General features: G+C 58.3%; 21 protein-coding genes and 1 tRNA gene. 17 read left to right on the plus strand and 5 right to left on the minus strand.

Annotated features, from left to right (window positions below; genetic code table 11):
* Positions 1-13: 13 nt before the first annotated feature.
* Complete coding sequence (locus VM94_RS16960) at positions 14-664, minus strand: protein-L-isoaspartate O-methyltransferase family protein (RefSeq protein WP_046684434.1); 651 nt, start codon at positions 662-664, stop codon at positions 14-16.
* A 169-nt stretch (positions 665-833) separates the two neighbouring features.
* Entirely contained in the window at positions 834-1,484 is a 651-nt protein-coding gene (locus VM94_RS16965) for a TetR/AcrR family transcriptional regulator (protein WP_046684435.1), read from the minus strand.
* Positions 1,485-1,780: 296 nt separating this feature from the next.
* Here VM94_RS16965 and VM94_RS16970 point away from each other — a divergent pair, with 296 nt between their 5' ends.
* From VM94_RS16970 to rfbD, 13 genes are all read left to right on the plus strand, one after another.
* On the plus strand, positions 1,781-2,650 hold the full coding sequence (locus tag VM94_RS16970) for a head GIN domain-containing protein (protein ID WP_046684436.1): 870 nt from the start codon (positions 1,781-1,783) through the stop codon (positions 2,648-2,650).
* 70 nt (positions 2,651-2,720) lie between these two features.
* On the plus strand, positions 2,721-2,993 hold the full coding sequence (locus VM94_RS16975; protein WP_046684437.1) for a YkgJ family cysteine cluster protein: 273 nt from the start codon (positions 2,721-2,723) through the stop codon (positions 2,991-2,993).
* Between the two features lie 90 nt (positions 2,994-3,083).
* A complete protein-coding gene (locus VM94_RS16980; protein WP_046684438.1) occupies positions 3,084-3,854 on the plus strand; it encodes a DeoR/GlpR family DNA-binding transcription regulator in 771 nt (256 codons plus the stop codon).
* Positions 3,855-3,885: 31 nt separating this feature from the next.
* Positions 3,886-5,034 (plus strand): MFS transporter, encoded by a 1,149-nt coding sequence (locus VM94_RS16985; protein ID WP_046684439.1) that lies wholly within the window; start codon positions 3,886-3,888, stop codon positions 5,032-5,034.
* Positions 5,035-5,214: 180 nt separating this feature from the next.
* Positions 5,215-6,060, plus strand: a complete 846-nt coding sequence (locus tag VM94_RS16990; RefSeq protein ID WP_046684440.1) for an undecaprenyl-diphosphate phosphatase — start codon at positions 5,215-5,217, stop codon at positions 6,058-6,060.
* 6 nt (positions 6,061-6,066) lie between these two features.
* Positions 6,067-7,890: a DNA helicase RecQ gene (gene recQ / locus VM94_RS16995; protein WP_046684441.1), complete on the plus strand. Its 1,824-nt coding sequence runs from the start codon at positions 6,067-6,069 to the stop codon at positions 7,888-7,890.
* Complete coding sequence (locus tag VM94_RS17000; RefSeq protein ID WP_046684442.1) at positions 7,890-8,372, plus strand: hypothetical protein; 483 nt, start codon at positions 7,890-7,892, stop codon at positions 8,370-8,372. The genes recQ and VM94_RS17000 overlap by 1 nt, the downstream gene beginning before the upstream one ends.
* Before the next feature lie 44 nt (positions 8,373-8,416).
* Positions 8,417-9,397, plus strand: a complete 981-nt coding sequence (locus VM94_RS17005; protein ID WP_046684443.1) for a LysR family transcriptional regulator — start codon at positions 8,417-8,419, stop codon at positions 9,395-9,397.
* 148 nt (positions 9,398-9,545) lie between these two features.
* Complete coding sequence (locus tag VM94_RS17010; RefSeq protein ID WP_034745922.1) at positions 9,546-10,832, plus strand: Glu/Leu/Phe/Val family dehydrogenase; 1,287 nt, start codon at positions 9,546-9,548, stop codon at positions 10,830-10,832.
* Positions 10,833-11,398: 566 nt separating this feature from the next.
* Positions 11,399-12,472 carry a dTDP-glucose 4,6-dehydratase gene (gene rfbB, locus VM94_RS17015; RefSeq protein ID WP_046684444.1) on the plus strand — a complete coding sequence of 358 codons (1,074 nt, stop codon included), beginning with the start codon at positions 11,399-11,401 and terminating at the stop codon, positions 12,470-12,472.
* Between the two features lie 4 nt (positions 12,473-12,476).
* Positions 12,477-13,370 (plus strand): glucose-1-phosphate thymidylyltransferase RfbA, encoded by an 894-nt coding sequence (gene rfbA / locus VM94_RS17020; RefSeq protein ID WP_046684445.1) that lies wholly within the window; start codon positions 12,477-12,479, stop codon positions 13,368-13,370.
* Between the two features lie 34 nt (positions 13,371-13,404).
* Positions 13,405-13,950 (plus strand): dTDP-4-dehydrorhamnose 3,5-epimerase, encoded by a 546-nt coding sequence (rfbC, locus tag VM94_RS17025; RefSeq protein ID WP_046684446.1) that lies wholly within the window; start codon positions 13,405-13,407, stop codon positions 13,948-13,950.
* Positions 13,951-14,000: 50 nt separating this feature from the next.
* The gene (gene rfbD / locus VM94_RS17030; protein ID WP_046684447.1) at positions 14,001-14,885 is read left to right on the plus strand and encodes a dTDP-4-dehydrorhamnose reductase; all 885 of its coding nucleotides are present in this window, start codon (positions 14,001-14,003) and stop codon (positions 14,883-14,885) included.
* Between the two features lie 70 nt (positions 14,886-14,955).
* Here the strand turns inward: rfbD and galE are convergent, their stop codons facing one another.
* The 3 genes from galE to VM94_RS17045 all read right to left on the minus strand — a co-directional run bounded on the left by galE (position 14,956) and on the right by VM94_RS17045 (position 16,994).
* Positions 14,956-15,975 carry a UDP-glucose 4-epimerase GalE gene (galE, locus tag VM94_RS17035; protein WP_046684448.1) on the minus strand — a complete coding sequence of 340 codons (1,020 nt, stop codon included), beginning with the start codon at positions 15,973-15,975 and terminating at the stop codon, positions 14,956-14,958.
* Positions 15,976-16,147: 172 nt separating this feature from the next.
* The gene (trmB, locus tag VM94_RS17040; protein ID WP_046684449.1) at positions 16,148-16,828 is read right to left on the minus strand and encodes a tRNA (guanosine(46)-N7)-methyltransferase TrmB; all 681 of its coding nucleotides are present in this window, start codon (positions 16,826-16,828) and stop codon (positions 16,148-16,150) included.
* Between the two features lie 92 nt (positions 16,829-16,920).
* Positions 16,921-16,994 (minus strand) — tRNA-Gly (locus VM94_RS17045).
* Here VM94_RS17045 and VM94_RS28265 point away from each other — a divergent pair.
* The 4 genes from VM94_RS28265 to wbaP all read left to right on the plus strand — a co-directional run bounded on the left by VM94_RS28265 (position 16,980) and on the right by wbaP (position 20,113).
* Entirely contained in the window at positions 16,980-17,165 is a 186-nt protein-coding gene (locus VM94_RS28265) for a hypothetical protein (protein ID WP_138828975.1), read from the plus strand. The genes VM94_RS17045 and VM94_RS28265 overlap by 15 nt on opposite strands.
* A 136-nt stretch (positions 17,166-17,301) precedes the next feature.
* A complete protein-coding gene (locus VM94_RS28270; protein ID WP_138828974.1) occupies positions 17,302-17,544 on the plus strand; it encodes a hypothetical protein in 243 nt (80 codons plus the stop codon).
* A gap of 296 nt (positions 17,545-17,840) precedes the next feature.
* Entirely contained in the window at positions 17,841-18,197 is a 357-nt protein-coding gene (locus VM94_RS17050; protein ID WP_046684450.1) for a diacylglycerol kinase, read from the plus strand.
* Positions 18,198-18,649: 452 nt separating this feature from the next.
* On the plus strand, positions 18,650-20,113 hold the full coding sequence (gene wbaP / locus VM94_RS27840; protein ID WP_046684451.1) for an undecaprenyl-phosphate galactose phosphotransferase WbaP: 1,464 nt from the start codon (positions 18,650-18,652) through the stop codon (positions 20,111-20,113).
* The last annotated feature ends 333 nt before the right edge of the window (positions 20,114-20,446 follow it).

Below are 20,446 nucleotides of genomic sequence, written 5' to 3' on the forward strand. Positions count from 1 at the left end.
CGAATCGGTCGCCTCAGAACTGGAAATGCGACGGTGCAACAGCTTGCAGCGGCGTGACATTGGTTTCAAACAGCTTGCGCGTGTCGTAAGCCTTGTCCGAGCTGCGCGTGATCAGGTGCGCCGACATGATCGGCGCTTCGCCGATGATGGCCAGGATGCGGCCGCCGACTTTCACTTGTTGCAACAGCGCTTCCGGCAGCACGGCCAAGGCGCCGGACACCACGATCACGTCGTACGGCGCACCCTTGCTCCAGCCTTGGGCGCCGTCGCCCAGTTCCACGGTGACGTTCGTCACGCCGTTGGCGGCCAGGTTCTGCTCAGCCAGGGTTTTCAATTGGGGAACGATTTCCACGCTCGTCACATGGCGCGCCTTGTGCGCCAGCAACGCGGCCATGTAGCCGCTGCCGGTACCGATTTCCAGCACATTTTCATGCTTCTTGACGGCTACGTCTTGCAAAATGCGCGCTTCCAGCTTCGGCGTCAACATGCATTCGCCGCCGCCCAGTGGAATTTCGGTATCGACGAAGGCCAGGTTTTTATAGGCAGCCGGCACGAAATCTTCACGCTTGACCACGTTCAACAGCTCCAGCACGTCGATATCCAGTACGTCCCACGGACGGATTTGCTGTTCGATCATATTGAAGCGGGCTTGTTCGATATTCATCTTTGGACTCGGTAAGTGAAGTAATAATCCGCCATTTTATCGTTGAACTGGCTGAAAGCACATGTTAACCATAAAGGCGGGGAATGGAGGAAATTTGCGACGATCTGCAGATTTGGGGGGGCGAACCTTGGAAAAGGGGCAACTGAACGGTAGTAGCGAGCACGGCGGGTCAGCTTTTCCCGGGCGTCTCCGCCTGCAGGCTGCGCAAACTCATGTCGATAAACGCATCCATGTAGGCGATCGGATCGATATTCTTGACTTCGCACGGCAGGAAGGAATGCGTCCACATCATGAGCATGGTGACGGGCGCGCTGAGGATGGTGCTGACCAGCACGGGATCGACTTGGCGGAATTCGCCGCGCTGCATGCCCCGTTCCAGCAGACTGACGATCAGTCCATTGCCGCGCGTGACGACTTCTTCGTTGTAAAACTGCGCCAGTTCCGGGAAATTGTTTGCTTCGGCCAGCATCAGCTTGGTCAAACCGGCCAGCTTGGTGGCGCCGAATTCTTCCCACCACTGCATCATCACCTTGCGCAACAACTCGGCACTGCTGCTGTCCGACGCGGCCATGCTGTCTTCCGCCTCGCCGATCGATTGCACGATATTGTCGCGCACCACTGCCTTGAACAGCTCCTGTTTATTCTCGAAGTACAGGTACAAGGTGCCTTTCGACACGCCAGCCCGCTTGGCCACATCCTCCAGGCGCGTCGATGCGAAGCCCCGTTCGACAAACAGGTCGAGGGCGGCGGCGAGCAATTCCTGCGGGCGGGCATCCTTGCGCCGCTCCCAGCGGGGCTTGGTATCAATCGGGGCTTGCATGTATGTTTCCAAGTAACTTACTTTTGAGTCATTAATAGTAGTCCTGTCTACCGCCAAGGTCAAGCGCGGGGCACCGCCCGGCACGCCGAACACAGGCATTGTACCCTCCGTGCCGGCGCCGGGCCTTCGGCGCCGGGTGGACCAGAATACGTTTCAGCCCCCATTTTGCGCAGTTCATCGCATTTCCACTCAGCAAGCGTGTCGGATTTGCTACCTTGCCATCGACAGCACGGCAGCCGCGGCGCGGCAGCCGGCTTTTTCTTTTCCCAAACTAAAACAATCATAAAGGAAACACCATGCGTACCTTGCTGGCCCTGTGCTGTGCCGTTGCCCTTGGCGGTTGCGCCATCGTCATCAACCCCAACGATGGCGAAGTGCGCTACGCGGATTCAAACAGCAATGCCATCCAGGGCAACGAGCAAGTGAGCCGCGACGTGCGCCAGGTCAGTCACATCAATGTGCTCGACATCGACAGCATGAAACGCATCGACATCAAGATCGACGTGCGCGTCGGGCCGGCGACATCGCTGGTGATCGAAGCGGACAGCAATCTGCAGCCGCGCATCCATAGCGAAGTGAGCGGCGATACCCTGCGCATCTGGAGCGATACGAACATTCGCAGCAGCAATGGCATCCACGTCATCTATACGACGCCGCAATTGAAGAAGATCAACATTTCCGGCTCGGGCCGCCTGGTGGCCAGCGGTTTCAATGGCGAAGATTTCACCCTGGAACAACGCGGTTCGATGAAAAGCGAACTGTCGGGCACGGTGGGACGCTTCGACGTGGCCAACAATGGTTCCGGCAGCATCAACGCGGCGGCCCTCGCCAGCGGCAACACGGACGCGGTGCAGAACGGTTCCGGCAACATCCAGCTGGGCAACGTGCGCGGCGAACGCATCAACGTGGCCGTCAACGGCTCGGGCAGCATCAGCGCCAGCGGCGCCGTGCAACGCCTCGACGCCAACGTGAATGGCTCGGGCGATATCAACCTGGCCGCCCTGCGCAGCGACGTTGCCTATCTGGCGAGCAACGGTTCCGGCGACGTCGATGTCACCGTCCAGAACGAAGTCAACGCCCGCGCCAGCGGTTCCGGCCGCATCACCGTGCATGGCGATCCGGCCCGCCGCACCCTGTCGGGCAAGCGCGTCAGCATCGTGCGCTAAGCGGGCGCTGGCAACGCAAGGGAGCAGGCTTGCTATACTGTCGGCTCCTCACCCGCCCGCCTGAAATCCCATGTCACCATCCGCCACCCTGGCATGCCGTCCCTCGTGCGGCGCCTGCTGCACCGCACCGTCCATCACCAGCCCGATTCCCGGCATGCCGGATGGAAAACCTGCGGGCGTGCGCTGCGTGCAGCTGGCTGACGACAACCGTTGCAAGATCTTCGGCCAGCCGGAGCGGCCCGGGTTTTGCGGCGGCTTGCAGCCATCCGAGGACATGTGCGGCGACAGCCGGGAACACGCCATCCGCTGGCTGGACGAGCTGGAACGGATGACGGCGCCCTGAAGGGCGTGGTGGCGGCTGACAAATAACGATTGACCACATTTGCACGTTTGCGTATATTCATGCACATTCCTGCACGTTTATAAGTTCAACATGTCCGCCACCCTGCTCCTCAAACAACGCCATGCGCTGATCCAGCAACAATTGCAGGCCGATGGCCGCGTGCTGGCGCTGGACCTGGCGCGCCAGCTCGACGTTTCCGAAGATACGATACGCCGCGACCTGCGCGAGATGGCGGCAGCCGGTTTATGCCAGCGCGTGTATGGCGGCGCACTGCCGCTGGCGCCCGACGGCGGGACCTTGACGCAGCGCAAGCAGGAAGCGCCCGAGCGCAAGGCGCGCCTGGCGCAGGCGGCCGTGTCCCTCGTGCGCGCAGGGCAGGTGCTGTTTCTTGATGCGGGCTCGACCAACCTGGCCATCGCCAGCGCCTTGCCACAGTTGGCGCTCACTGTCATCACCAACGCGCCATCGATCGCCATGGCGCTGATGGAACGCCCGGAAATCGAACTGATCATGGCTGGCGGCAGGGTCGACCGCCGTGCCGGTGCCAGCCTGGGGCCGCAGGCCCTGCGCACTGTCGAACGCATGCATCCCGACCTGTGTTTCCTCGGTGCTTGCGGCGCCGATGCCGACGCGGGCGTGACGGCGTTCAACTACGACGAGGCCGAGTTCAAACGCAGCATCGCCGGCGCCAGCAAGGCGGTCGTCGTGGCCGTCACCAGCGACAAGCTGGGCACGGCCGCGCCCTTCGGCGTGCTGGCCACGGGCTTGCTGCAGCACCTGGTGCTGGAAGCCGATGCCGATGCGGTCCATGTGGCCGCCTTTGAACGGCTGGGCGTGCAAGTGTTGCGCGCCCACGCCTGATTTTATCCACCCGACTCTTGAAAAGCCCCCAATGCATCTCACCGGCACCCTGCAACAACGCGCCACGCGCCTGGTCTTTTTCGCCGCCGGCCTCGGCATGGCCGCCTGGGCCCCGCTGGTTCCCTACGCCAAGTCGCGCCTGGGCCTCGATGAAGCGACCCTCGGCATTTTGCTGCTGTGCCTGGGCGCCGGTTCGCTGTGCGCGATGCCGTTTACGGGCATGCTCACGGCACGCTTCGGCTGCCGCAAGGTCATCGTCGGAGCCGGCCTGCTGCTGACCGCCGTGCTACCCGGCCTGGCACTGGCCGCCACGCCGCTGCAGCTGGGACTGGTGCTGCTGGTGTTCGGCGCGGCCATGGGCACGTTCGACGTGGCCATCAATATCCAGGCCGTGATCATCGAAAAGGCCAACGGCGGCGCCATGATGTCGGGCTTTCATGCCCTGTTCAGCGTGGGCGGCTTTGCCGGCGCGGCCTGCATGGCCCTGCTGCTGTGGCTGGGACTGACGCCGGCCTGGTCCTGCGTGGTGGTGATGTTGCTGCTGTGCGGCGTGCTGGGCGCGGCGCAAGGCCATCTGCTGCCGACGGCGTCCGCTTCCGGCGAAAAGACGCCGCTGTTCGTCATGCCGCATGGCGCCGTCATCTTCATCGGCTTGCTGTGCTTTATCGTCTTCCTGGCCGAAGGCGCCATCCTCGACTGGAGCGCCCTGTTCCTCACCACCACGCGCGGCGTGGAAGAAGCCAGGGGCGGCCTCGGTTACGCCGCCTTCGCCATCGCCATGACGGTGGGACGCTTGACGGGTGACAAGGTGGTCAGCCGCTTTGGCGGCAAGCGGGTGCTTACTTTTGGCGGCCTGTGCGCGGCGGCAGGCTTCTTCCTGGCCGTGCTGGCGCCGCATGCCAGCCTGGCCATGCTTGGGTTCGTGCTGATCGGCCTGGGCGCGGCGAACATCGTGCCCATCCTGTTTACGGCGGCGGGCCAGCAACATGCCATGCCGGCCAGCCTGGCGGTTGCGGCCATCACCACCATCGGCTATGCGGGCATCCTGGCCGGTCCGGCCGTGATCGGCTTCGTGGCGCACGCCACCAGCCTGAATATCGCCTTCGCCATGCTGGGCGCCGCCCTGCTGCTGGTGGCGGCCAGCGCGCGCCTGGTGGCGCCGGCAAAACAGGCTTCCTGACCCCTCCCCTTGCCTGGCTGGCAGCGGCAAAAAACCGCTGTCCGCCAGCGCCCAAATCGGCTCGACGGGCCTCCGGCATGGTAAGCTTCGACCCCGCGCACTTTGCGGGCGCAGCACGCTCACCCCATCCTGTCACTTATACCCGTACTTATACCCGTACCTATACTCTTTTATACATCTATGGATCTCATTCTTGCGTTAAAAGCCATCATCATGGGGCTGGTCGAAGGTTTTACCGAATTCTTGCCGATTTCGTCCACGGGACATCTGATCCTGGCCGGCAGCCTGCTCGACTTTACCAAGGATGTCTCGAAAGAAGTCATGGATGTCTTCGAGATCGCCATCCAGGCCGGCGCCATCCTGGCCGTGTGCTGGGAATACCGCCAGCGCATCGGCAGCGTGCTGACCACCTTCGGCAGCGAAGCGAAGTCGCGCAAGTTCGTGCTCAACGTGGCCATCGCCTTCCTGCCGCTGGCCATCATCGGCCTGGCGATTGGCAAGATGATCAAGCATGCGCTGTTCAAGCCCGTGCCAGTGGCCATGGCCTTCATCATCGGCGGCATCGTGATTTTGCTGGTGGAGCGCCGCGCGCGCACCAATCCCGTCACCGTACGCGTCAACTCGGTCGATGAAATGACGCCATTCGACGCCCTGAAAGTGGGCTGCGCGCAGGCGTTCGCGCTGATCCCCGGCACCAGCCGTTCCGGCTCGACCATCATCGGCGGCATGCTGTTGGGCCTGTCGCGCAAGACGGCCACCGAATTCTCGTTCTTCCTGGCCATCCCGACCCTGCTGGCGGCCACCGCCTATTCTCTGTACAAGGCGCGCGACATCCTGTCCGCCACCGACGTGCCGCTGTTCGGCCTGGGTACCGTGTCCGCCTTCATCTCCGCCTTCCTGTGCGTGCGCTGGCTGCTGCGCTATATCAGCTCGCACGACTTCACGTTTTTTGCCTGGTACCGCATTGTGTTCGGCTTGCTGGTGTTGGCCAGCGCCCACTACGGCTGGGTTGTTTGGGCAGAATAAGGCACTATGAATCAAGATCTTAACCAGCGCGCGCTGCACCTGCTGCAAACCGTTTTCGGCTACCCGGCCTTCCGCGGCCAGCAAGCCGACATCGTCGACCACGTCAGCCATGGCGGCGACGCGCTGGTGCTGATGCCCACGGGCGGCGGCAAGTCGCTGTGCTATCAGATTCCCGCGCTGCTGCGCGACGGTGTCGGCGTCGTCGTCTCGCCGCTGATCGCGCTGATGCAGGACCAGGTGGACGCTTTGGCCGAAGTCGGCGTGCGCGCCGCCTTCCTCAATTCCACGCAAACCTACGAAGAAGCGAGCCGCATCGAGCGCCTGGTGCGCACGGGCGGCATCGATGTCGTCTACGTGGCGCCCGAGCGCCTGATGACGCAGCGTTGCCTGGACCTGTTCCAGGCCTCGAAGATCTCCCTGTTCGCCATCGACGAGGCGCATTGCGTGGCTCAGTGGGGCCACGACTTCCGTCCCGAATACATCAAGCTATCGGTGCTGCACGAGCAGTTCCCGGACGTGCCGCGCATCGCGCTCACGGCCACGGCCGACCCGCAGACGCGCGCCGAAATCGCCCTGCGTTTGCAGCTGGAAGACGCGCGCCAGTTCGTCTCGTCGTTCGACCGCCCGAACATCCGCTATCAGATTGTGGAAAAGGCGAATGGCCGCAAGCAGCTGCTCGACTTCATCAACACGGAACACGCGGGGGACTGCGGCATCGTCTACTGCCTGTCACGCAAAAAGGTCGAAGAGACGGCGGAATTTCTGAACCAGAGCGGCATCCGCGCCCTGCCCTATCACGCCGGCATGGAGTACGCCAAGCGCAGCGCCAACCAGGCGCGTTTCCTGCGCGAAGAAAACATCGTCATGGTGGCCACAATCGCCTTCGGCATGGGCATCGACAAACCCGACGTGCGCTTCGTGGCGCATCTGGATCTGCCGAAAAGCATCGAGGGCTATTACCAGGAAACGGGGCGCGCGGGCCGCGACGGCATGGCCGCCAACGCCTGGATGGCGTACGGCTTGCAGGACGTGGTGCTGCAACGGCGCATGATCGACGAATCGGAAGCGGACGACACCTTCAAGCGCGTGCTGGGCGTCAAACTCGACGCCATGCTGGGCCTGTGCGAAACGCTCAGCTGCCGCCGCATGCGCTTGCTCGAATACTTCGGCGAACCGGCTTCGCCGTGCGGCAATTGCGACACCTGTCTGGTGCCGCCCGTGTCGTTCGACGGCACGGTGCCCGTGCAAAAACTGCTGTCGGCCATCTACCGCGTCGACCAGCGCTTCGCCGGCGGCCACGTGATCGACGTGCTGCGCGGCGTGGAATCGGAACGCATCAAGACCTGGCACCACGATTCCTTGTCGGTGTTTGGCATCGGCTCGGACCTGGGCGAAGCGGAATGGAAATCGATCCTGCGCCAGGCCATCGCGCTGGGCCTCGTCTCGGTCGACCATGAACAATACAGTTCGCTGAAACTGACGGACGCCTCGCGTCCCGTGCTCAAGGGCGGCCAGAAGGTGCAGCTGCGCCAGTACCAGAAACCGGTGAAAACCAGCAAGCGCAGCACCAGCGTGGCGAAAGGCTATGTCGAGACGGATTTGTCCACCAGCGAACAGGCGATCTTCGACAAGCTGCGCTGGTGGCGCGTGGAGACGGCGCGCACGCACAATGTGCCCGCCTACGTGATTTTCGTCGACGCCACCCTGCGCGAAATCGCCAAAGCCAAGCCTACGTCGCTCGAGCAGATGCGCGGCGTGAGCGGCGTGGGCGAGAAAAAACTGGCCTCGTACGGCGACGAAATCGTCGCCATGATTCTGGAGATGATTTGATGGAAGCACTCTCGTCCGACCTGATTTATCAGGCCGTGAAAATCCTCGGCGCCCAGCCCGATGCCGACGACGCGGTGGAAGCGCAAGTCCGTGCCCTGGTGCAGGACGACCTCACCGTGCGCCGCCTGGCCGACGTGGTGCCGGAAGCGTTCGGCCTGGTGCTGGCGTCGCACCTTCCCGGCGCCGAAAACATGACCTTGCCCGACACGTTCTGCGCGCAGGACGAGGACGGCGAATGGGTGGAGTTCCCCCTGCGCCGCGAGCCGATCTTTGTCGTCGCCGCCGATATCGCCCAGCACACCTTCCACAACGGCCCGCGCGCGCTGATACAAAATCTGGCCGACCGCAGCTCCCTGCTGTCGGCCATCAACAAGGCCTTGAACGCGGGCGGCTCGCTCGATGGCACGACCCTGGGCCCGCCGTCCTTCTTCGGCCTGCCCGCCGCCCTGTACCAGCCGGCGGCATCGGCTGATACGCCCTGAGCACTGCACCTTGCGTTTGCCCTTGACAAGAGAACGGTCCCGCGATGGAAACCAAATGGCTGGAAGACTTCATCTCGCTCGCTGAAACGCATAATTTCAGCCGTTCCGCGGCCCTGCGCCACGTCACCCAGCCGGCCTTTTCGCGGCGCATCCAGTCGCTGGAAAACTGGCTTGGCATCGACCTGGTCGACCGCACCTCCTACCCCACGCGATTGACGCCGGCCGGCGCCGTGTTCTACGAGCAGGCGCTGGAAATGCTGGGACAGATCAACGGCGTGCGCGCGCTGTTGCGCGGCAAGCGGGCGGCCACGCAAACGAGCGTCGATTTCGCCGTGCCGCATACCCTGTCGCTGACCTTCATGCCGAAATGGCTGACGGCGCTGGAAGAAGGTTTTGCGCCGATCAACAGCCGCCTGATGGCCCTGAACGTGCACGACGCCGTGCTGCAGCTGGTCGACGGCGGCTGCGACCTGCTGCTGTGCTATCACCACCCGCGCCAGCCGGTGCAGCTCGATCCGGGCCGCTACGACATGCTGGTGATGGGCCGCGAAACCCTGCGCGCGTATGCGCGCTGCGGCCAGGACAAGGTGCCGGACTTCGTCCTGCCCGGCAGCGCCAAGGAGCCGCTGCCCTTCCTTTCCTACACCAGCAACGCCTATCTGGGACGCATGGTGGAATTGCTGCTGGCCGACGCCAAAGCGCCCCTGTTCCTGGAAACCTGCTACGAAACGGACATGGCAGAAGGCCTCAAAATGATGGCGCTGGAAGGGCGCGGCATCGCCTTCCTGCCCGAATCGGCCGTCATGCGCGACGTCAAGTACAAGCACCTGGCGCGTGCCGACGGCGGCGCGCCAGGCTGGGAAATCGAGCTGGAAATCCGTTTATATCGCGAGCGCCCGTCCAGCCTGCGGCCAGGCAAACAGATCGTCGAAAGCCTGTGGCAATACCTGGTGCAGTCGCAGGAAAGCGCCGCGCGCAGCGGGAAAAAACGCCGGCGCGCAACCGTCACTGCAACTCCCTCCTGATCTCCTAACTATGCAATAAATGCATAACCGGATGCGCACAAAGCATTGGCCGGGGCATGAGGCTATCGCCTACGATGCGGTTCCGCTGCGCGCAGCTGCATCTCGGCTGTGCCTCTAACGTATTCGTATTGTCAGGAGCTTATCAAGCATGACCAGCAAGCACGCACTTCCTTCCTACCTCAATCCTGAAGACCTGGGCCCATGGGGCGTCTACCTCGAGCAGATCGACCGCGTTACGCCATACCTGGGCAACCTGTCGCGCTGGGTGGAAACGCTGAAGCGTCCAAAGCGCATCCTGACGGTCGACGTGCCTATCGAGCGCGATGACGGCACCATTGCCCACTACGAAGGCTACCGCGTGCAGCACAATCTGTCGCGCGGCCCGGGCAAGGGCGGCGTGCGCTTCCACCAGGACGTGACGTTGTCGGAAGTGATGGCCCTGTCGGCCTGGATGACGGTCAAGAATGCAGCGGTCAACGTGCCATACGGCGGCGCCAAAGGCGGTATCCGTGTCGATCCGAAGACCCTGTCGCGCAACGAACTGCAACGCCTGACCCGCCGCTACACGAGCGAGATCAGCATGATCATCGGACCGAACAAGGATATCCCGGCGCCGGACGTCAACACGAATGAGCAAGTCATGGCGTGGATGATGGACAGCTACGCCATGATCGGCGGCAATATGTCGACCGGCGTGGTGACCGGCAAGCCAATCTCGCTGGGCGGCAGCCTGGGTCGTCGCGACGCGACGGGCCGCGGCGTGTTCGTCGTCGGTTGCGATGCGGCCGCCAAGGTCGGCATGTCGCTCGAAGGCGCGAAAGTCATCGTGCAAGGTTTCGGTAACGTGGGCGGCGTCGCTGCACGCATGTTCGCTGAAGCCGGCTCGAAAGTGGTCGCGGTACAAGACCACAAGACCACCGTCGTCCATTCCGGCGGCTTGAACATCCCGCAATTGCTGGCACACGTGGCCGAAGTGGGCAGCGTCGAAGGCTTCCCGGGCGCCGAGGCATTCGTGCCGCGCGAAGATTTCTGGGGCATCGATTGCGACATCCTGATCCCGGCCGCGCTGGAACAGCAGATCACGGCCGAACGCGCACAAGTCATCCGCGCCAAGATCATCCTGGAAGGCGCCAATGGCCCGACCCTGCCGGCAGCGGACGACATCCTGACCGACCGCGGCGTATTGATCGTGCCGGACGTGCTGGCCAACGCCGGCGGCGTGACCGTCAGCTACTTCGAGTGGGCGCAGAACTTCTCGAGCTTCTTCTGGACGGAAGAAGAAATCAACAGCCGCCTGACCCGCATCATGCGCGAAGCGTTCGATTCGGTATGGCAAGTGTCGCAAGAGAAGAAAGTGTCGATGCGTACCGCCACCTTCATCCTGGCGTGCACGCGCGTGCTGCAGGCTCGCGAAGTACGCGGTCTCTACCCATAATGGCTATGGTCGCCTGAGAAAAAGCCCAGGGCGTGCTTGTTGCGCCCTAGGCTTTTCCCAGACATAACCGCCCCCATATCCGTGCATTGTTGCTCAACAATGCCCTGTTGCAGGCACCATCGGCTGATTCCAGCACAATAAACCATCGGCGCCTTTCGCCCGTGGTCCTGGGGCACTCTCATTCTCGCTGTGAGCTGCGCAAGGCAAGCTTTACGCTGACGTCATGCATCTCGCCAGTTTCCCATTTTTTCCTCATCCATACGATACCGTGCGGCGACCATCAGTCAAAGCAAGGCTGCCCCTGCGCACGCCACCAGTCGTTTATACTCAGCACCTCACGCCACTTTCACACAGGCTCGATATTACGAATCAATCTAATGCCGCCCTTGAAATTTGAGCCTGCCGTTAGACTAACGATACGGGTCAACAAAGCCGCATAAGTAACGCTAGCCAAAATGAAAAAAAAAGAATAATAATGAGATATCTGAAAATTCGCCATATAACTACAGAGTTCCATCAGGAGCCATAACTGGGTTGATCAAGAATGCAACAAATAGGATAGCAATATGATTTTAGTGACCGGTGGAGCCGGCTTCATCGGTTCCAATTTTGTAAACGACTGGCTGGCGCTCAACGATGAGTTCATCGTCAACTTTGACAAACTGACTTACGCTGGCAATCTCAGCAATCTGGCCAGCCTTGAACACGATCCGCGGCATCTCTTTGTGCGCGGCGATATCCTTGATACAGCTCACTTAACATGCTTGCTGGCAGAGCATCAGCCACGCGCCATCGTGCACTTTGCCGCTGAAAGTCATGTTGATCGCTCGATCCATAACCCTGGCGAATTCATTTCGACTAACGTCAACGGCACCTTCAGCCTGCTGGAAGCCGCACGCGCCTATTGGTCGGGTCTCACGGGCGATGCCAAAGAGGACTTCCGTTTCCTGCATATCTCAACTGATGAGGTATACGGTAGCTTGCAGCCGCAGGATCCGCCCTTTACCGAAACGACGCCCTACGCGCCAAATAGTCCATATTCGGCGTCAAAAGCTGCATCAGACCATCTGGTACGAGCCTATTTTCATACCTATGCCATGCCCGTGCTGACCACGAATTGTTCAAACAATTATGGTCCCTTCCACTTTCCGGAAAAACTGATTCCCCTGATCATCAGCAATGCCCGTGCCGGCAAAGCCCTGCCTATTTATGGTGATGGCCTGCAAGTACGCGATTGGCTGTATGTAGGCGACCACTGCTCGGCCATCCGTCGCGTGCTGGCGGCGGGCAAGCCAGGTGAGGTATATAACGTCGGAGGATGGAATGAAATGACCAATCTGGAAGTCGTGCATACCTTGTGCGATATCCTTGACGCCCTCGATCCCAAGGCCATCGGCAGCTATCGCGAACAAATCATCTATGTGCCGGATCGCCCCGGCCATGATCGCCGCTACGCCATCGATGCACACAAGATCGAACGCGAGCTGGGCTGGAAACCAACCGAAACATTCGACACCGGCATCCGCAAGACCGTCCGTTGGTATCTCGACAATCAGACCTGGGTACGCGATATCCAGTCTGGCGACTACCTGACTTGGCTACAAAAAAACTACGTGGAACGCAATGTCCCAAGGAAATAATAGCATGACCTCCCCGCTTGAACGCAAAGGCATCATCCTCGCCGGTGGCTCAGGTACCCGCCTGTACCCTGTGACCATGTCGATATCGAAGCAGTTGCTGCCGGTATATGACAAGCCGATGATTTACTATCCACTGACCACTCTGATGCTGGCGGGCATACGCGACATCCTGATCATTTCTACCCCTCAAGATACGCCACGTTTTGTGGAGTTACTGGGTGATGGCAGCCAATGGGGCATCGAATTGAGCTATGCCGTGCAAGCTACGCCGGATGGCTTGGCGCAGGCATTCATCATCGGCCGCGCATTTCTCGGTGACGCCCCGTCAGCGCTAATTCTCGGAGATAACATCTATTACGGCAATAACTTTGAAGCACAATTACACCTTGCTTCGACGCGCACCAACGGCTCGACCGTGTTTGCCTACCATGTGCAATCGCCGGAGCGCTACGGCGTGGTCGAGTTCGATGCCCAAAGGCGCGCCGTCAGCATCGAGGAAAAGCCTCTCAGCCCAAAATCAAACTATGCCGTAACCGGCTTGTATTTCTACGATAATCAAGTGTGCGATATCGCCGCTGGAATCGCGCCCTCCGCGCGTGGCGAGCTCGAGATTACCGACGTCAATCGTATTTACCTTGAACGCAATCAATTGAATGTTGAAATAATGTGCCGCGGCATGGCCTGGCTCGATACCGGCACGCATGATTCCTTGCTGGAAGCAGGGCAATTTATCTCGACCATCGAAAAGCGCCAAGGCTTGAAAGTGGCATGCCCGGAAGAAATCGCCTATCGCAAAGGTTATATCGATGCGGCAAAGCTGGAAAACCTGGCGCAGCCCTTGAAGAAGAATACCTATGGACAATACCTGCTGCGCTTGCTCGACGACACCGTATTCTAACGTGTCATTTTCCCTCTTTAAGTAAAACACCACCATGAAAATCTTGGCCACCAACATACCGGAAGTGCTGATTATCGAACCCACAGTGTTCGGTGATGAGCGTGGATTTTTCTATGAAAGTTACAACCAGAAACGCTTTACGGAGCTGACCGGCATTCACCGTACCTTTGTCCAGGATAACCACTCCAAATCCGGCAAAGGCGTCCTCCGCGGCTTGCATTACCAGATCCAGCAATCGCAAGGCAAGCTGGTACATTGCACTGCGGGGACGGTATTCGATGTCAGTGTCGATTTACGCAAAAGTTCACCCACCTTCGGTCAGTGGGTCGGTGTCGAGTTATCGGCTGCCAACAAGCGTCAGGTATGGATACCAGAAGGCTTTGCCCACGGCTATCTGGTTACCAGCGACAGCGCCGAATTCCAATACAAGACGACGGGCTACTGGGCTCCCGAATTTGAACGCAGCATCCTTTGGAGCGATCCTCAGATCGGCATTGACTGGCCGCTAGATGGCGAACCTATGCTGTCGAACAAAGACAGACTTGGGTCATTGCTGGCCAACGCCGATGTCTTTATTTGAATGCAGCCTGCAAGACTGTATCTGTTGTCATCTTTCAATGAGAACATAGCATGAACCGCATCTTAATTTCCGGAAAAACCGGCCAGATCGGCTATGAACTTGAACGTAGTTTGCAAGGTTTGGGGGAAATCTTCGCGCTGGACCGCAAGCAAATGGATCTGGCCGATCTGGACCAGGTGCGCGATGTGATTCGCCGCGTCAAGCCGACCCTGATCGTCAACCCGGCCGCATACACTGCCGTAGACCAGGCCGAAAGTGAGCCGGCAATTGCGCTGCGCATCAATGGCGAAGCCCCGGCCGTGATGGCAGAGGAAGCTGGCAAGCTGGGAGCGGCGCTCATACATTACAGCACCGACTATGTATTCGATGGGTCAAAAAAAGAGCCATACGAGGAAACCGACCTGCCGTGCCCGATCAACGTTTATGGCAGCAGCAAATTAGCCGGCGAAACAGCGATCCAGGCAGCAGGTATTCCTTACCTGATCCTGCGCACCAGCTGGGTCTACAGCACGCATGGCAAAAACTTCCTGTTGACCATGCGCCGCTTGGCACAGGAGCGCGAGGAACTGGCCATCGTATCGGACCAATATGGCGCGCCGACCTGGAGCCGCACGGTCGCCGATACCACTGCTCACATCCTGTCCCAGTACTTGGCTGCGGCAGATCCGCAAAGATGGTGGCATGAACACTCGGGGCTGTATCATCTGACGGCGCAAGGCCAAACCACTTGGTTTGGCCTTGCCGACGCGATCATGGCACACCCGTCGATTACGAAAAAGCCCCGTTTGCGGGCGATACTGGCACGAGACTACCCCATGCCGGCACAACGTCCCGCCAATTCGCGGCTGTCGTCACAACGCCTGCTCGACACGTTCTGCGGCTTGCCGCAGTGGCAAGACGCCTTACTGCTGTGTCAAGACTCAATGCTGGACTGAAAATGCCGCGATCATTGCTATTCCTTTTGCCTCAACACCGGCAACCGAAGTCGCGAAACCGCCTCTAGCCTCAGGCCGCGTAGCCTTGCGGATTCTGGTTCTGCCAGCGCCAGTGGTCGCGGCACATGTCGTCGATGTTTTTTTGCGCTTGCCAGCCCAGCAACTCCTTTGCCTTGTCGGCCGAGGCGTAGCAGCTGGCGATGTCGCCGGGGCGGCGCGGCACGATGTCGTAGGGAACCTTGCGGCCGCTGGCGGCCTCGAAGGCGCGCACGGTATCGAGCACGCTGTAACCGTGGCCCGTGCCCAGATTGACGGTAAAGCCGCCATCGGTGGAGAACAGGCGGTTCAGCGCGGCCACGTGACCCAGTGCCAGGTCGACCACGTGGATGTAATCGCGCACGCCCGTACCATCCGGCGTGTCGTAGTCGTTACCGAACACGGCCAGGCGTTCGCGGCGGCCCACGGCCACCTGGGCGATGAAAGGCATCAAGTTGTTCGGGATGCCGGCGGGATCTTCGCCGATCAGGCCGCTGGCATGCGCACCGACCGGATTAAAGTAGCGTAACACGCCCACTTGCCATTGAGGATCGGCATGCACGAGATCGGCCAGGATCTGCTCGACCATCAGCTTCGAACGGCCGTATGGATTGGTCACGGACAGGCGCGACGTTTCCAGGATCGGCAAGGCTTCCGGATCGCCATACACGGTTGCAGACGAGCTGAAGACAAAATGCTTCACGTTCGCCGCCGCCAGCACTTCCAGCAAGGCCACGGTGCCTGTCACATTGTTGTCCATGTACATCAGCGGCTGGGCCACGGATTCGCCCACGGCTTTCAAGCCCGCGAAATGGATCACCGCATCGATGGCGTGCTCGCGCAGGACGGCGGCCATGGCCGTGCGATCGCGTACGTCAGCCTCGTAGAAAGGCACGCTTTTGCCGGAGATGCGCTCCACGCGCACCATCGCTTCGCGCGCGCTATTGCACAAATTATCCACCGCGACGACATCAAAGCCGGCAGCGAGCAATTCGACACAGGTATGCGAACCGATGAAACCGGATGCGCCGGTCACGAGTATTTTCTTGTTCATATAATCAATCAATGCAAAAAATATAAGATTACCCGAATTAGCCCCTCATTGCCAGGCGAGCACACGCTTGAACACGAGTCAAATGGCAGTCAGGACGGCACCACAACAACATAGTGGCAGGCTACTCTTGTGTGCAATCGATGCAAGTGGAGCCGCCGGCCCAGTAGAACGCTTATTTCTTAATGAACACAAGATCCCACACGCCATGGCCCAGCTTCAAGCCGCGGTTTTCAAATTTGGTCAGGGGACGGTAGGCCGGCTGCGGCGCATAACCGTCGGCGCTATTGCGCAGCTGCGGCTCGGCGCCCAGCACTTCCAGCATTTGTACCGCGTAATCTTCCCAATCAGTGGCGCAATGCAGATAGCCGCCCGGCGCCAGGCGATCGGTCAATTGCTTGACGAACGGCGACTGAATCAGGCGGCGCTTGTTGTGGCGCGCCTTGTGCCATGGATCGGGGAAGAAAACGTGGATACCGGCCAGCGAATTGGCTGGAATCATGTGCGTGAGAACTTCCACTGCATCGTGCTGCAGCAGGCGCAGATTCGTCAGCGACTCTTCGCCGATCAGCTTCAACAGGCTGCCCACACCGGGCGTATGTACTTCGACGCCGATGAAATCCTTCTCCGGCATGGCTTGGGCGATATGCGCCGTCGTCGCCCCCATGCCAAAACCGATTTCCAGGATCACTGGGGCCTTGCGTCCAAACACCTGCTCGAAGTCCATGGACTCCTTGGCGAAAGGCAACAGGAACTGCGGCCCCAAGGTCTCAAGCGCGCGCGCCTGCGCGACAGACAACCGTCCCGCGCGGGTCACGAAACTGCGGATGCGGTGTTCGGTCGGATCGTACATCATCGGCCGCGCCGGGCCGTTTGCTGGGGTATCAGAAGACATGGGAATGGAGAAATAAGTAGCCGCGCCGCACCAAGCCAGGCGCCAGCGAAAAATGGAGCGGGTGAAGGGAATCGAACCCTCGTCGTAAGCTTGGGAAGCTTCTGCTCTACCATTGAGCTACACCCGCGAAGCCTGCATTTTACGCGGGATGGCAAGCACTTGGCAAACGCTCACCCGTCAATCGGCGGCGGCAAGAACCTGCCGCCGCATGCTGGAAATCGCACGCAAAGCCATTCCAAACAAAGAATCTGTTAACTTAGAACAACACAACAAGAATAAAATCCAAAAAATGCTTTAACATAGAATCATATTACTGTCGATTTTCATGCAAATTTCTTGTGTGCAAAGACTAATACCGGAAATATTGCTACAATCGCGTACCAGTTTTGCAAGACTTAATGTTTTTCCCCCTGTTCAACTCAAAAGGATATCCCATGAAAAAAATTCTGATCGCCTCGGCAATCCTGTGCTTCGCTTCCGCACAAGCAATGGCTCAATCCGCACCAGCTCCTGCACCAGTAGCAGCTGCACCAGCAGCTGGCGCCGCTGCCGGCACCACCGTTGCCGGCCTGAGCGTCAGCACAATGATCGCAATCGGCGCAGCAGTTGCCGTTGTGGCCGGTGCAGCAAGCTCGGATTCGACCACCACGCATCACGCAACCGCTACCCATCATTAATATCCTGGCTGCGTAGGCAGCGATACGTAGGCTCAATCCTGACTTGTTCATCAAGTCAAGGACAGGTCTGCCGCGTCGAAAGATGACACTGTCCAACGATGGTGTAACTTTCACAATAAAAGCCCTTTCTTATCTCATTGGAAACGGGCTTTTATTTTTTTGAGCGGATTTGACGGATTTGAAAATGTGGGCTAGCCCCCTCTTCCATCATCCGATACTGCGTGCCCGGCTTAGCGGCATCAGCCATAAACCACCTCACACCTCTTCCAGCCCAGCATGGTAGCCGCCCAAGTTCAATGAAGAACCAGCCCTTTCTTAAACGTATGGGATTTGCCTTGCAAGGCATTGCCACAGCATTTCGTATGGAGTCGAGTTTTCGCCTGCAATGCATTGCCTCTCTGGTAGTGCTAATCATCCTGATATGGAGCAAACCAGCCATGATGTGGTGGGCACTGCTGCTACTCAATTGTGGCATGGTACTAGCGGCAGAACTATTCAACACTGCACTAGAGCACCTGATCGATCACCTGCATCCAACGTTGCATCCCAGCATAAAGGTTGCCAAAGATTGCGCCGCGGGATCTGTACTCATCCTCAGTTTCGGTGCAACATGCGTATTTGTTGCTTTTTTGGTAGAAAATCTTTCGAATTAAGCGAAAAGATGCTCTGAACAAATTAAAATAGACAATCTACCGAATTGAGAAGAATTAGCAATAAAGAAAATTATAAAGAGACAACTGAATCATGATGCATTGATTGAAAATTGTTTTCAATAAAATTCCCGCAAGGAAACAATTTTTAACTTAATTACAATTTATAAAACAATGACAGCTACCACACGACCTGTTCCGCTGCCATGAAATATGGCCGTAAAAGATACAAGGTTTGAGATCGAGCGCCATTTTGATAGACTACATTGACAACCTAATACATTTCCATGTTTTTGGTTATTAAATTAATTTACCAATAAGTTAAAAAATTTACACGAAATCGTTCTATCTAGAATTATGAGGACTTGGTTTGGTCCGACAATCCTGCGCAATAGGAAATTTAAATCTCTTTTTTAGCAGTTCACACTGAAGTTTATAAGGTTTAGCAAGTAATCATGAAAGTTATCGAAGGAATTTTTCTACAAGAGGTAAAGTGGTACTGTGGTAGCAAGGCGGAAAAGTATTTTCTCACTATTTCTGATGCACTTGCACTGTTAGCCGCATTCTGGTTTGCCAGCCTGTGGACACTTGACGCTTCCGGACTCAATAATTGGGGCTTGGATACATCACGATTGCTCAGTTACTGCCTGCTCTCGCTGATTACCTTGAGCATCTTCAAATTGAAGGGACATCATGTCAAACGCCGGCCATATTCTAACGAAATCAAGGAAGTCCTGAAAGTTGTCATGGTCATGGGTTTGATCGATGCAGCACTGGTGTTCCTGGGCAAACGTGAATCTTCGCGCGCAGCCCTTCTCGCTACCTGGTTGATCGTGCCCTGCTGCGTTTTGCTGCTGCGCGGAATCGTCAAGTATCTGCTGATGAAAGTGGGTGGATGGATACGTCCCATGGTCATCATTGGCTGGGGCGAGAATGCCTTACAGACCGCCCGTGCCTTCGATGAAGAAGCACTGATGGGTTATCGTCTGATAGCTTTCCTGATTCCCCAGGGGCAGGAATGTTTTGAACATGGCTATCTCAATCGCAATCGCCAAGCCGTACCGTGCATTGCATTGGGAGAAGATCCGGAACAGACGATCAAAATGCTGGGAGATCCGCACGCCGTCGTTGCCCTCGAGCAGGGTGGTATTGATGCCTATCAGGGCATGATTCAACAAATCAGCCGCCGCGTAGAAAACATGCAAGTGGTACCTGCTGTACGTGGGCTTCCCCTGTACGGCATGGAAGTCAATCATTTCTTCACACATGAAGTCTTGTTGTTGACAATGCGCAATAACTTGGCACGGCCAGGCTTGCAATTTATTAAGCGCTGCTTTGACCTGACAGCATCAATCGCTGTAATAATTATCGGTTCCCCCATTTTGCTTTGGATAGCCGCGAAAGTACTGGCATCGGGTCGTCCCGTTTTCTATGGTCACAAACGCGTCGGCCAAAATGGCAAGCATTTCCTTTGCTACAAATTCCGCACGATGGCAGTGAATGCCGATGTACTGCTGAAAGAATTGCTGGAGCGCGATCCGGAAGCACGCGCCGAATGGGATCGCGATTTCAAGCTAAAAAATGACCCGCGCATCACGCCAATCGGTCATTTCCTGCGAAAAACCAGCTTGGATGAATTGCCTCAATTGTGGAATGTGCTCAAAGGCGAAATGAGCTTGGTTGGTCCTCGCCCCGTAGTTGATGCCGAGTTGGAACGCTATGGCAACCAGGTCGACTACTATCTGGAAGCAAAACCAGGTGTGACAGGATTATGGCAAGTCAGCGGCAGAAACGATGTCAGCTACGATACGCGCGTTTATCTCGATGCATGGTATGTCAAGAACTGGTCTTTATTCAATGACATCGTAATCTTGCTGAAAACGGTTAAGGTCATCTTCAAGAAAGATGGCGCGTATTAAACCGATGCATCATCGGTCTCAGTAACTGACGGAGCCGGCCAGACTGGCTCCCAGAGTGTGCCGCATTACTGATATAGCACCACGCTGTCTGGATACAGATAGCGCGGGCCAGCTTCTACAAAAGCCCCGGCACAAACCGGGCACACGGGGCTTGCACGAGCTACTCGACGAAGAGCAGCCAATCCCGGCACGTGGATGTACAACGTTCAACCGCATCACATTGTATCCAAGGGGACGGCTTCCCGTGCCCCGCTTTCCATCCCCGAACATATCGACACGCTTTGAAGAGCCCCCTTATGGTCGCGGTATCTCCACGCGCAGTATGCCGCACTC

Origin of the sequence: Janthinobacterium sp. KBS0711 (genome assembly GCF_000988085.1) — a bacterium.
Lineage (GTDB): Bacteria > Pseudomonadota > Gammaproteobacteria > Burkholderiales > Burkholderiaceae_D > Janthinobacterium > Janthinobacterium lividum_E.

Bases quoted from the DNA above. Each gene is read 5' to 3' on its own strand.
- trmB (WP_046684449.1), bottom strand. From the start codon at position 16,828: ATGATGTACGATCCGACCGAACACCGCATCCGCAGTTTCGTGACCCGC.
- VM94_RS28270 (WP_138828974.1), top strand. From the start codon at position 17,302: ATGAAAAAAATTCTGATCGCCTCGGCAATCCTGTGCTTCGCTTCCGCA.
- rfbA (WP_046684445.1), top strand. From the start codon at position 12,477: ATGACCTCCCCGCTTGAACGCAAAGGCATCATCCTCGCCGGTGGCTCA.
- VM94_RS16970 (WP_046684436.1), top strand. From the start codon at position 1,781: ATGCGTACCTTGCTGGCCCTGTGCTGTGCCGTTGCCCTTGGCGGTTGC.
- VM94_RS17005 (WP_046684443.1), top strand. From the start codon at position 8,417: ATGGAAACCAAATGGCTGGAAGACTTCATCTCGCTCGCTGAAACGCAT.
- rfbD (WP_046684447.1), top strand. From the start codon at position 14,001: ATGAACCGCATCTTAATTTCCGGAAAAACCGGCCAGATCGGCTATGAA.
- VM94_RS16975 (WP_046684437.1), top strand. From the start codon at position 2,721: ATGTCACCATCCGCCACCCTGGCATGCCGTCCCTCGTGCGGCGCCTGC.
- VM94_RS16990 (WP_046684440.1), top strand. From the start codon at position 5,215: ATGGATCTCATTCTTGCGTTAAAAGCCATCATCATGGGGCTGGTCGAA.
- VM94_RS16980 (WP_046684438.1), top strand. From the start codon at position 3,084: ATGTCCGCCACCCTGCTCCTCAAACAACGCCATGCGCTGATCCAGCAA.
- VM94_RS16985 (WP_046684439.1), top strand. From the start codon at position 3,886: ATGCATCTCACCGGCACCCTGCAACAACGCGCCACGCGCCTGGTCTTT.
- wbaP (WP_046684451.1), top strand. From the start codon at position 18,650: ATGAAAGTTATCGAAGGAATTTTTCTACAAGAGGTAAAGTGGTACTGT.
- VM94_RS17050 (WP_046684450.1), top strand. From the start codon at position 17,841: ATGAAGAACCAGCCCTTTCTTAAACGTATGGGATTTGCCTTGCAAGGC.
- VM94_RS17010 (WP_034745922.1), top strand. From the start codon at position 9,546: ATGACCAGCAAGCACGCACTTCCTTCCTACCTCAATCCTGAAGACCTG.
- recQ (WP_046684441.1), top strand. From the start codon at position 6,067: ATGAATCAAGATCTTAACCAGCGCGCGCTGCACCTGCTGCAAACCGTT.
- VM94_RS16960 (WP_046684434.1), bottom strand. From the start codon at position 664: ATGAATATCGAACAAGCCCGCTTCAATATGATCGAACAGCAAATCCGT.
- rfbC (WP_046684446.1), top strand. From the start codon at position 13,405: ATGAAAATCTTGGCCACCAACATACCGGAAGTGCTGATTATCGAACCC.
- VM94_RS16965 (WP_046684435.1), bottom strand. From the start codon at position 1,484: ATGCAAGCCCCGATTGATACCAAGCCCCGCTGGGAGCGGCGCAAGGAT.
- galE (WP_046684448.1), bottom strand. From the start codon at position 15,975: ATGAACAAGAAAATACTCGTGACCGGCGCATCCGGTTTCATCGGTTCG.
- rfbB (WP_046684444.1), top strand. From the start codon at position 11,399: ATGATTTTAGTGACCGGTGGAGCCGGCTTCATCGGTTCCAATTTTGTA.
- VM94_RS17000 (WP_046684442.1), top strand. From the start codon at position 7,890: ATGGAAGCACTCTCGTCCGACCTGATTTATCAGGCCGTGAAAATCCTC.